This window comes from Streptomyces sp. NPDC012935 (assembly GCF_042900345.1).
GTDB lineage: Bacteria > Actinomycetota > Actinomycetes > Streptomycetales > Streptomycetaceae > Streptomyces.
In genome coordinates this window covers 96,900-107,355 of the sequence record NZ_JBIBBC010000026.1, presented here as the reverse complement: position 1 = coordinate 107,355, position 10,456 = coordinate 96,900, and the positions used below count along the sequence as shown (strand labels likewise).

Below are 10,456 nucleotides of genomic sequence, written 5' to 3'. Positions count from 1 at the left end.
CCGGGACCGGGAGGCCCGAGGCCGCCCGGCGACGTCGTAGGACCGACCGAATCATGGAACCCCCCGTTGCCTTCGTCCTGATATGTCCGGCCGCCCGCACGTACCGGGTGTGTGCGGCCCAACGTACCGGCAAGCGAGAGCGCCGTACCCCCGCCCTCTTCACGGCTCCCACACGTTCGCTTCACTTCACGCGGTTACGTTGCCTGGCTCTTGCCGATCGCCTGGCTCCCCGGCCAGTGCGTGGCGTCAGTGAAGTGGTCACAGCAGCACGAGGGCACGGTACGCCTCAGCTCGCGCCAACCAACCACTTAGTAGCTGTTGTCTTTCCGGTCTTGAGAGATGTGCGTCGAACGGGAATCCCGTTTGGGTGGTCACGGGGCGCGTGACGCATACGGGTGGCGCCTTGGGGCGAGACACGGAGCCGAGTGCCGGATGGGGCCACCGGAACAACGGCCGCCGAGCCCCTGCGCTCGGTCGGGGGCCTCGGCGGGCTCCATCCAACTCGGCTGGCGGGCGCACAGTGCGCCAGCCCAATCAGCTTTCGGGAAGATTCGCCATTTCATCTGGCAGGCCGATGGGTCGGGCTAGCCCCACCTGAGGTCCGGTAGACAGCCGGATGGCCACCGCTTTCCGTGCCGTTGAGACTTCACAGCATGCGTATAAGGTCAAAGTTCGTGACAGGTGCCGTGGTGCTGGCTGCGGCGGCAAGCCTGGCCGCGGTTCCGGCCGGGGCTGCGCCGTCGGGGCAGGAGCAGGGGTACGGCAAGACCGCGCTGCAACACGACGCCGACGCGATCGCGGCGTTCGGGGTCGCGGGTGTCCAGGCTCGGACGACCGGCCCCGGAGGCAGGAGCGTGGTCGCGTCCAGCGGGGTGTCCGATATCGAGACCAACCGCCCGGTCCCGCCCTCGGCCTACTTCCGGATGGGCAGTAACAACAAGACGTTCGTCGCCACGGTCGTCCTGCAACTGGTGGGGGAGGGCAAACTCAGGCTGGACGACACGGTGGAGCGCTGGCTCCCCCGCGTGGTGCAGGGTAACGGCAACCGCGGCGACAAGATCACCATCCGGCAGCTCCTCCAGCACACCAGCGGCATCTCCGACGAGGGCTACCCGGGGTTTGACTCCCCCGAGGAGTACTACGCGCACCGCTACGACATCCGCACCCCCGAGGAGGTCGTGGCCCTGGCCATGCAGCACAAGCCGATGTTCGAGCCGGGCCAGGGGTGGAGCTACTCCAACACCGGTTACGCGATCCTGGGATTGGTCATCCAGAAGGTCACCGACCGGCCGTGGTATGAGGAGGTCAACAACCGGATCATCCGCCCGCTCCACCTCAACCACACCATCTGGCCCGGCACTTCTCCCTCCTTGCCCCACCCGCACCTGCGTGGCTACCAGCGCTTCGAGTCCGGCGGCCCGCTGGTGGACGTCACCGACCTGATCGACGCGGACGCGTCAGGCGGTCTCATCTCCACCACCGCCGACCTCGACCGGTTCTTCCGCGCCCTCCTCGGCGGCAAGCTGCTGCGCCCGGAGCTGCTGAAGCAGATGCAGCGCACGGTCCCTGTGGACGAGGAGACCAACCAGATTTTGCCGGGCGCCCGCTACGGACTCGGCCTCTTCTCCCGCCCGCTGTCTTGCGGCGGCACCTATTGGACCCACGGCGGAGACCAACTCGGCTACCGGACACGAAACGGCGTCACGGATGACGGTCGGCACAGCGTGGTGGTCGCCATGTCCACCCAGTTCAACCAGATGGACAGCACGCTCGGGCAGGAGAAGCTCGCGCACACGCTGGTGGAAAACGCCCTGTGCCAAGAGCGCACCTCTGGCTGAGTAGCTGGTGTCTTTCCGGTCTTGAGAGATGTGCGTCGAACGGGAGTCCCGTTTGGGTGGTCGCGGGGCGCGTGGCGCATACGGGTGGGGTCTCCTGAACAGCTCGTTGGTGTCGAATCACCGAGCAGCAGGAGGCCCCGGTGCCGCAGTCTTCCGTGTCGATGGCCGGGCAGTCCAGCTCGGTCGCCGTGGAGTGTGACTGTCTGGCTCACCGGCTCGGAAACGCCGCCGACCGTGCGATGCGCGAGCGCCAGTATCCGACGGACATGACGGAGGCGGAGTGGGCCGTCGTCCGTCCGCTGCTACCGGTGCCGGGCTGGCTGCGCGGCCGCGGCGGGCAGCCGGAGGCGTACTGCCACCGCACGATGCTCGACGCACTCCGCTACCTCGTGGACAACGGCATCAAGTGGCGGGCGATGCCGGCCGACTTCCCGCCCTGGGACCGGGTCTACGCATTCTTCCGCCGCTGGCGCGACCACGCCCTGATCGCAGAGTTCCACGACCGATTGCGCGCGCAGGCCCGCATCAGGACGGGGCGGGACGCGGAGCCGACGGCGGGAGTGATCGACTCACAGTCCATCAAGGCGGACGCTGTCGTCGGCGCCGACAGCCGCGGCTACGACGGCAGCCTCGTCGAGTGCTGCCTGGCCGCACTCACCCTGGTGCTGGCGATCGTCAAGCGCAGCGACGACATGCGCGGCTTCGTGGTGCTGCCCAAGCGGTGGATCGCGGAACGGTTCTTCTCAGTTGGGTGCTCTCCCGCCGCCTCGGATTCGTCTTCAGCTCGTACAGAAGGATGTCCTGCTCGTCGTCGCCCCGATCACGGAACACGGTCACGTCGCCGATACGCAGACAGTCGGTGATGTCATGCAGCAGTGCAAAGCTCCTGTTCTCGATCCACTGCTGCTCCGCGAACTGAATCTCATGGACCGTGCCCTCCTTACTGAGGGTCATCGGCCCCGGCGATTCGTTGCGGCACAGCGCAAGTATGTACGAACGCCACGTCTCCCACGGTCTGTTCGGCCGTGACCAGTCCGAAGGCATGGGAGCTCTCCCCTGAACAGGCCTCCTCGTCCTTCGCTTTGGGGCAGCCGTCGACGGGGTGGAGCCAGGATCATCCTCGTCCTGGCTCCACCCCGTGATGCGGGGTGTCACTGGAACTGTGCGAAGAATCTCCAGATCTCTGCTTTGGTCCAGGTGGCGACGCCGCTGTCGCCGCTGGAGCCGTCGACCGGACCGGGTGCGTGGCCTCCGTCGAACGCGGCCCACTGAACCGGGTATCCGGCACGGCAGCCCGAGTAGGTGGTGGTGATGTGCGTTCGACTGCCCGGCGCGGGCTCGCGCGGGCTCTGGGGGGTGCAGCCGTTGTTGCCGGCGAATTTGTCGCGCAGGGACCGTCCTTGCGCGATGTTGAGAACGGAGTCGCTGATGCCGTGGATTCCGAAGTAGGCGATGGGCTGGGTGCCGCCGCTGCATCCGCTGATCTGAGCGCCGGATATGACCGCGACGGCCCTGAAGACGTTCGCCCGGCTGCATGCGAGTGCGTAGCTCATACCGCCGCCCCAGCTGAATCCCGTGGCGAAACGCTGTGCCGGGTTGACACAGAGGCCGCCCTCGATGCGCCGGATCATGTCGTCGACGAAGGTGATGTCCTCACCGCCCGCATTGGCCCAGCCGTTGCCGAGGCCCTGGGGGGCGACGAGGATCGCGCTGTTGTTCGACTGTTCCTGTTGGCCGTAGTAGGACCAGGCGTTCCCGCTCGTGCCGCCCGAGGCGACGTCACCGGCGGTTCCGCCCCGCCAGTGGAACGCGAAGATCAGCCGGTAGCGGTGGCTGTTGTCGTAGTTGGCGGGGACCCTGAGGATGAAGCTACGGCTCTTGCCGCCGCTCTGAATCGTGTGCGTACCGCTCGCCAGAGTCGGTGCGCTGCCGCATCCTCCGCCGCCACCGGACGACAGCTTGACCATCTGCCATTGCTGATTGGCGCCGCCCCAGTCGGTGTACTGGACGACGTTGCCTCCGTCGGCGGTGGAGGCGCCCTGGATCTCCACCGCCTTGTTGCTGGTGCGGTTGATCAGCCGGACGTGGCCCGCATCGGAGTCGGCCAGGCGGAACTGCTGGTTGGCCCCGTTGTGGTCGGCCCACTGCTGGATCGCGGCACCGTCTGCGGTCGAGGGACCAGCCACGTCGAGAACCTTGCCCGAATGCCGGGCCTTGAGGCGGTAGAAGCCGCCGCCGGAGTCCACGAACTGCCACTGCTGGTTGGCTCCGTCGCTCCGCGTCCACTGGCTGACCCGCGCGCCGTCGGCGGTGGACGCGCCGGAGACGTCCAGCGCCTTGCCGCTGTTGCGATTGACCAGGACGTACCAGGCATTGGTGTCCACCGTCGCCGCCTCGGCGGGCGCCGGATTCACCGCGGAGAGCATGCCGATCGCGAGGGTCCCCGCCACCACCGCGGCGACCCGGGACCACCAGCGATGTCGTCGTGGAGGGGCGGGGGAAGCCGCACCGTAGGTCTTCATCGACTCACCCTTTCGTCTGTGGCGGGTCCCATCAGGTGCGGGTCCAGCGTTGGTTGCTGCCGTTCGAGCAGGAGTAGAGCTGGATCAGGGTGCCGTTGGCGGTGCCGCCCGCGGCGGCGTCGAGGCAGAGGCCGGACTGGACGCCGACGATGGATCCGTCGGAGTTGAGGCGCCATTTCTGGTTGTCGCCGCCCCAGCAGCTGTAGATCTGGACTTTGGTGCCGTTGCCGGTGCCGGCGGCGTCCAGGCACTTGTTGCCGTAGACCCTGAGCTCGCCGGCGGCGGTGTGCGTCCACTGCTGGTTGGTGCCGTTGTGGCAGTCCCACAGGTGGAGCTGGGTGCCGTCAGTGGTACTGGTGCCGGGCACGTCCAGGCAGCGGCCCGACCCGACGCCCTTGATCTGTCCGGAACCCGAAGGGGGCGTGGAGGAGCCGCCGTTGAGTGCGTTGAGGACGGCGGTGTAGGCGGGCTTCTTGCTGCCGTCGCCGTTGAACAGCAGCGGCGTGTGCTGCGGTCGCCAGGAGTCGGTGTCGCGCACCCCCCAGACGGTGATGCCGAGGCAGCGCGGTACGGCCAGGCAGTCGTTGGTCACGTTGGCGTAGGTCGTGGCCGAGGCGCCCTGGATGTCGAGTTCGGTGATGGCCACGTCGACGCCGAGGGCGGCGAAGTTCTGCAGGGTGGTGCGGAAGTTGCTGTTGTAGGGGCTGTCGTTGTTGAAGTGCGCCTGGAAGCCGACGCAGTCGATCGGTACGCCGCGCTGCTTGAAGTCCCGGACCATGGCGTACATGGCCTGGGTCTTGGCCCACGTCCAGTTCTCGACGTTGTAGTCGTTGTAGCAGAGCTTGGCGGCCGGGTCGGCGGCGCGCGCGGTGCGGAAGGCCACCTCGATCCAGTCGTTGCCGGTGCGTTGCAGGTTGGAGTCGCGCCGGGCTCCCGAACTGCCGTCGGCGAACGCCTCGTTCACGACGTCCCACTGGGCGATCTTGCCCTTGTAGTGGGCCATCACGCCGTTGATGTGGCCGATCATCGCCTGGCGCAGCGTGCTGCCGCTGAGGGCCTGCATCCAGCCGGGCTGCTGGGAGTGCCAGGCCAGGGTGTGACCGCGCACCTGCTTGCCGTTCTGCACCGCCCAGTTGTAGACGCGGTCACCGGCGGTGAAGTTGAACTGGCCCCGCTGCGGTTCGGTGGCATCTATCTTCATCTCGTTCTCGGCCGTCACCGAGTTGAACTCACGGCCCGCGATCGCCGTGTACCCCGAGTCGCCCAGCCTGCCCGAGGCGATGGCGGTACCGAAGTAGCGGCCACTCTGCGCCGCCGCGGCGCCGAGGGTGCTCTCTGCGGCGTGTGCGGTCGGCGGCGCGACCAGTGCGGTGACCGCACCGAGGACGCCGACGACCAGCGCCAACAGCAGGCCGCGGATCTTCCGGCGGATAGCGGGTCTGGGAAGGGCGTACAGGCCCATGGCTGTGCCTCCAAGGTAGACATCACGGAATGACTGGAGCGCAGGGGACAGGGGCGTCCGCTCCCACTCGGCAAACGGATCCCACTCGGCAGACGGACGGGGCGGGGCGGAACCCGGGCAGCACGGAGTCACCGGACACCGAGGTCATGGGACCAGGACGGTCTCAACCGGCACGGACGGCAAGCGGTCGGCCGCCGGGCGACGTACGGCGCGCGGCAGCGGTGTGTCGACACAGGCACGGGGGCACTCCATCGCGGCTCAGCCGGGGGCCGTCACGCGGCGTCGCGTACCTCTCCGACTGCACGAAGAGCCAGGATGCGCTGGTGCGAACCTCACCGGAACGAAACGGGGTGGCGCAGGTGCTTCGGGGCGGGGATCTGCGGTACAGCTGCGCGTGATCTGCCGTGCAGCACAGTTTGCCCAGGGCCCGGCGTAGTTCGAAATCGCGAACTGCGGCCGGTCACTCAGAGAGGGATGTTGAGCGATTGACAGTGACTCGTCAATACTCGGCGCGGAGAAAGTTTCCGTTCTTCGTTCGCAACTTTCGAGCCCGTCGAGCCGGACGGCCAACCCCTCCGGCACCGCCTTCGGCAGATCCCGTAGGGCCTGAGCGGGGACCAGGACGAGTGTACGGACGCTACTTGCTCACCTTTCCTCCCTGCGCGGACGCTTGGACTGACGAGCCGTATCGCGAACTCCCGGAGTGCTTCCGGCCGGCGCGGCAGCTCGCCAAGCTCCCCGGGGGGAGGAGCTGTTTGTGGACAGATCGGCGACAGACCTTGACCGGAGGGCCCCACATTCCTAGTTTGTGGCGTCAAAGGTTCGGGGAGCTTTTCGAATGTTTCGAACCGTCCCTACCCTCGGTTCGGCCGCTCCTCGGTTCACCGGCGTCACCTCACCCCGCCCCCAAGGAGGCCTCTGATGTGGTTTCGCCACCCACCCCCGGTTCGCCTGAGACGCTTACTCGCCGTCCTTGCGCCCTTGTTACTCGTGGCCACCTTCCTCGGCGCCCAGCCGGCCAGCGCGGCGACCGTAGACCCCAACGCCTCGTATGTGCTGGTCAACCGCAACAGCGGCAAAGCCCTTGATGTCTACAACTTGGCGACCAGCGACGGCGCCCGCATCACCCAGTGGACCAGGAACGATCAGAACCAGCAGCAGTGGCAGTTCGTCGATTCCGGGGGCGGCTACTACCGCATCAAGTCCCAGCACTCGGGCAAGGTGCTGGACGTCCACAACTGGTCCACCGCGAACGGCGGCTCGATCGTCCAATGGGCCGATCTGAACAGCACCAACCAGCAGTGGCGGCTGGCCGACAGCTCGGACGGCTACGTGAGGCTCATCTCGCGCCACAGCAACAAGGCCCTCGAAGTACAAGGCGCCTCCACCGCCGACAACGCGAACATCGTCCAGTACGACGACTGGGGCGGCAGCAACCAGCAGTGGCAGTTCGTCAAGGTCGGCGCCGGCAACCCCGGCACATGCGATCTTCCGTCGTCATACCGCTGGACATCAACGGGCGCGCTGGCGCAGCCCAAGCCGGGGTGGGTCTCGCTCAAGGACTTCACCGTCGTCCCCTACAACGGCAGGCAACTCGTCTATGCGACGACGCACGACACGGGGACGCGCTGGGGTTCGATGAACTTCGGCCTGTTCACCAACTGGTCGGAGATGGCCTCGGCCAGCCAGAACACGATGTCGAATTCCACCGTCGCGCCCACGCTCTTCTACTTCGCGCCGAAGAACATATGGGTGCTCGCCTACCAGTGGGGTGGGACCGCCTTCTCCTACCGGACGTCGAGCGACCCCACCAACCCGAATGGCTGGTCATCCGAGCAGGTGCTCTTCTCCGGAAGCATCTCCGACTCCGGAACAGGGCCCATCGACCAGACGCTCATCGGTGACGGGACGAACATGTACCTGTTCTTCGCCGGTGACAACGGCAAGATCTACCGGGCCAGTATGCCGATCGGGAACTTCCCGGGCAGCTTCGGCTCGACCTCGACAGTGGTCATGAGCGATACCCGGAACAACCTGTTCGAAGCCCCGCAGGTCTACAAGCTGCAGGGCCAGAACCGCTACCTCATGATCGTCGAGGCGATCGGCGCGCAGGGCCACCGCTACTTCCGCTCGTTCACGGCCACCAGTCTGAACGGCTCGTGGACGCCCCAAGCCGCGACCGAGAGCAATCCTTTCGCCGGCAAGGCCAACAGTGGCGCCACCTGGACCAACGACATCAGTCATGGCGAACTGATCCGCACCAGCCCTGATCAGACCATGACCGTCGATCCCTGCAATCTGCAGTTGCTCTACCAGGGGCGCAACCCCAACTCAGGCGGCGACTACGGCCTCCTGCCCTATCGTCCGGGTCTGCTGACACGGCAGCGCTGACGGTATGACACGGGTCCGGCTCCGGGCGGCGCCGAGCGTACTGGCTGCCTCGGCGGTGCCCGCGAGGGCGGTGACGCCGCCGGCGGCGAGCAGGCCCGCCATGCCGAGGGACAGTGCGGTGCGGGTGCGCGAGCGGCGGGGGCGACGCTCGGGAGGCGGGTCGATGGATGTGCGGGTCACCATCGCGTCTCCTTCCAAGGGTTCGAAAGTTTCGGACTGATTTCCGAATTTCGCGGCAGACCCTAGGAGCGACACCCATTGCCGTCAACGGACTGCACACCCACCGGCCTCACTTGGCTCAGGAAGGCCCCTCTACGCCATCCACCAACGGCTCGAAAGTTTCGAGTCGCGCTACGACGCCGCGCCGGTGTAGAACGCGATCGTGGCCGCTGTCGTGGCCGCCACGACCTGTCCGTCGGCGCCCGAGGCGGCGTAGGCCTCTCCCCACAGCTCGCCGGAGCGGGTCGCGTACGCCTTGCCCTCGTCCGAGAGCTGCCAGGCCTCGGACTCCTCCTTGCCCATCCCGCCGCCGGCGAGGTGCATGGCGAGGCCCAGCAGCCCGAGGTCCCAGCCGACGCCCACGGCTCCCGGTCCGAACTGGTCCCAGAACTCGTCCGGCACGACGGCCACGTGCTCCAGCTCCAGCACCGTGCGCTCCTCGCCCTCCGGCGCGATCCGCACCTCGACCTCGCTGAACCCCGGGTCGGGCCCGTACAGCCAGCTCACCCGCAGCCGCGAGGGCTCCTCGCATTCGAGGATCTCGCCACCGGCGTTGCCCTCCAGCTGGTAGCGCCCGCCGACCTGGAACTCCCCGCTGACGGGCAGGAACCAGCGGCTGATCCGCTCGGGCGACGTCACCGCGTCCCACACGTCGGCCGGCTCCGCGTCGTACGTGCGCCGCAGCAGCACCGTGCGGGCCTCGCCCGTCTCGACGTGCCGTGCACCGACCTGCCGGTGCAGGCGGTTCAACTCGTCGACGATCTCACTCATCCCCGCTCGCTTCCTTTCTGAGCCTGCGCTCGCGCTTGCCGCGCGCGAGTTCCGTTCCGAGGGCGTCGAGCCGCTGTTCCCAGAAGCCGCGGAACCTCTCCAGCCATGCGTCCACCTCGCGCAGCGGCGCGGCGTCCACGGCGTACAGCCGACGCGTGCCCTCCGCCCGGACGGACGCGAAGCCGCTCTCGCGCAGCACCCGCAGGTGCTGCGACACGGCTGGTTGAGAGATTCCGAACTCGACCTGGATCACGGCGCTGATGTCGCCCGATGCCTGCTCGCCGGTCGCGAGCAGCTCCAATATCCGGCGCCTGACCGGATCACCCAGCACATCGAATGCGTGCACGGCTTCACTATGACAGCGACTGCTTATATAAGGCAAGGCTTAAATAATGCGCCTGGCCGGGCCGCGGCCCGAGCGGGATGTCCGCGGCCGCGTGCCCCCCCTCCCGCCTATCCCCGGTCGGCGAGGAACCCGTCGAGTGCCGCGGTCAGTTCGGCCGGCTTCTCCACCGGCAGTTCGTGGCCGGCGTCCAGGACACGGATCACCGCGTCGGGGTAGGCCTTGGCCATCCGCAGCATCTGGGCCAGGGGCAGCTGTATGTCGTGGTAGCCGTGCACCATCAGGGTGGGCGTGCGTATCTCGCCGACCCGGTCCAGCACGTCGAAGGCACGCATCGCGCCGTAGAGCGTCATCACGACTTCGCGGGGGGTGCCGGCGGAGGCGCGGATGTACTCGCGGATCTCCTCGCGCGGGTAGCCGGGCGCGAAGGCGCGCTGGATGTTCGCGGCGACGAACAGTTTGAAGGGGGCGAGCGTCGAGGCGGCCATCAGCAGGGCGCGGCCCCGGCTGTAGGCCATCCTGCCGATGGAGTTCACCAGCACCATGCGCTCGACCCGTTCCGGGTGGGCGAGGGCGATGGTCTGGGCGACCATCCCGCCCATGGAGTGGCCGACGATCGCGAACCGCTCGATCTCGAGGTGACCGAGAAGGGCCAGTACGTCCTCGGCCAGGTCGTCGATCGTGCGCACTCCAGCCCCGCTGCTCTCGCCGTGCCCGCGCAGGTCGAGCCGGACGACGCGCCGCTTCTCGGCGAAGTGGGCCACCTGGTGGTCCCAGCGATGCCGGTTGGCCGTCCAGCCGTGAACGAACACCAGGGGCACACCCGAGCCCTCGCGGGGGCCCTCGTCGTCGTACGTCAGCGTCGCGCCGTCGACTTCGAGCTGCGGCATGGGTGGCCTCCTGGGATACG

At 67.7% G+C, this 10,456-nt stretch carries 9 protein-coding genes; 3 read left to right on the top strand and 6 right to left on the bottom strand.

Annotation, left to right across the window (positions count from 1 at the left end; all coding sequences use genetic code 11):
• The first annotated feature begins 653 nt into the window (after positions 1–653).
• On the top strand, positions 654–1,838 hold the full coding sequence (locus ACFY5C_RS38385) for a serine hydrolase domain-containing protein (protein WP_389454064.1): 1,185 nt from the start codon (positions 654–656) through the stop codon (positions 1,836–1,838).
• 140 nt (positions 1,839–1,978) lie between these two features.
• A complete protein-coding gene (locus tag ACFY5C_RS38380) occupies positions 1,979–2,701 on the top strand; it encodes a transposase (protein WP_389454061.1) in 723 nt (240 codons plus the stop codon).
• A 288-nt stretch (positions 2,702–2,989) separates the two neighbouring features.
• Here the strand turns inward: ACFY5C_RS38380 and ACFY5C_RS38375 are convergent, their stop codons facing one another.
• Both ACFY5C_RS38375 and ACFY5C_RS38370 read right to left on the bottom strand, forming a co-directional pair.
• On the bottom strand, positions 2,990–4,360 hold the full coding sequence (locus ACFY5C_RS38375; protein WP_389454058.1) for an RICIN domain-containing protein: 1,371 nt from the start codon (positions 4,358–4,360) through the stop codon (positions 2,990–2,992).
• Positions 4,361–4,391: 31 nt separating this feature from the next.
• A complete protein-coding gene (locus ACFY5C_RS38370; protein WP_389454055.1) occupies positions 4,392–5,822 on the bottom strand; it encodes an endo-1,4-beta-xylanase in 1,431 nt (476 codons plus the stop codon).
• 921 nt (positions 5,823–6,743) lie between these two features.
• Between ACFY5C_RS38370 and ACFY5C_RS38365 the strand changes: the two genes are divergently transcribed.
• A complete protein-coding gene (locus ACFY5C_RS38365; RefSeq protein ID WP_389454053.1) occupies positions 6,744–8,213 on the top strand; it encodes a non-reducing end alpha-L-arabinofuranosidase family hydrolase in 1,470 nt (489 codons plus the stop codon).
• On the opposite strand, the gene ACFY5C_RS38360 is transcribed toward ACFY5C_RS38365, so the two are convergent.
• The 4 genes from ACFY5C_RS38360 to ACFY5C_RS38345 form a co-directional block, all read right to left on the bottom strand.
• A complete protein-coding gene (locus ACFY5C_RS38360) occupies positions 8,154–8,396 on the bottom strand; it encodes a hypothetical protein (RefSeq protein WP_389454050.1) in 243 nt (80 codons plus the stop codon). The genes ACFY5C_RS38365 and ACFY5C_RS38360 overlap by 60 nt on opposite strands.
• Before the next feature lie 168 nt (positions 8,397–8,564).
• Positions 8,565–9,203: an SRPBCC family protein gene (locus tag ACFY5C_RS38355; RefSeq protein ID WP_389454048.1), complete on the bottom strand. Its 639-nt coding sequence runs from the start codon at positions 9,201–9,203 to the stop codon at positions 8,565–8,567.
• Positions 9,196–9,549, bottom strand: coding sequence for an ArsR/SmtB family transcription factor (locus ACFY5C_RS38350; protein WP_389454045.1), 354 nt, complete (start codon positions 9,547–9,549; stop codon positions 9,196–9,198). Before ACFY5C_RS38350 ends, ACFY5C_RS38355 begins: the two co-directional genes overlap by 8 nt.
• 107 nt (positions 9,550–9,656) lie before the next feature.
• Positions 9,657–10,436, bottom strand: a complete 780-nt coding sequence (locus ACFY5C_RS38345; RefSeq protein ID WP_389454043.1) for an alpha/beta fold hydrolase — start codon at positions 10,434–10,436, stop codon at positions 9,657–9,659.
• Positions 10,437–10,456: the final 20 nt, after the last annotated feature.

Bases quoted from the DNA above. Each gene is read 5' to 3' on its own strand.
- ACFY5C_RS38385 (WP_389454064.1), top strand. From the start codon at position 654: ATGCGTATAAGGTCAAAGTTCGTGACAGGTGCCGTGGTGCTGGCTGCG.
- ACFY5C_RS38375 (WP_389454058.1), bottom strand. From the start codon at position 4,360: ATGAAGACCTACGGTGCGGCTTCCCCCGCCCCTCCACGACGACATCGC.
- ACFY5C_RS38370 (WP_389454055.1), bottom strand. From the start codon at position 5,822: ATGGGCCTGTACGCCCTTCCCAGACCCGCTATCCGCCGGAAGATCCGC.
- ACFY5C_RS38365 (WP_389454053.1), top strand. From the start codon at position 6,744: ATGTGGTTTCGCCACCCACCCCCGGTTCGCCTGAGACGCTTACTCGCC.
- ACFY5C_RS38360 (WP_389454050.1), bottom strand. From the start codon at position 8,396: ATGGTGACCCGCACATCCATCGACCCGCCTCCCGAGCGTCGCCCCCGC.
- ACFY5C_RS38355 (WP_389454048.1), bottom strand. From the start codon at position 9,203: ATGAGTGAGATCGTCGACGAGTTGAACCGCCTGCACCGGCAGGTCGGT.
- ACFY5C_RS38345 (WP_389454043.1), bottom strand. From the start codon at position 10,436: ATGCCGCAGCTCGAAGTCGACGGCGCGACGCTGACGTACGACGACGAG.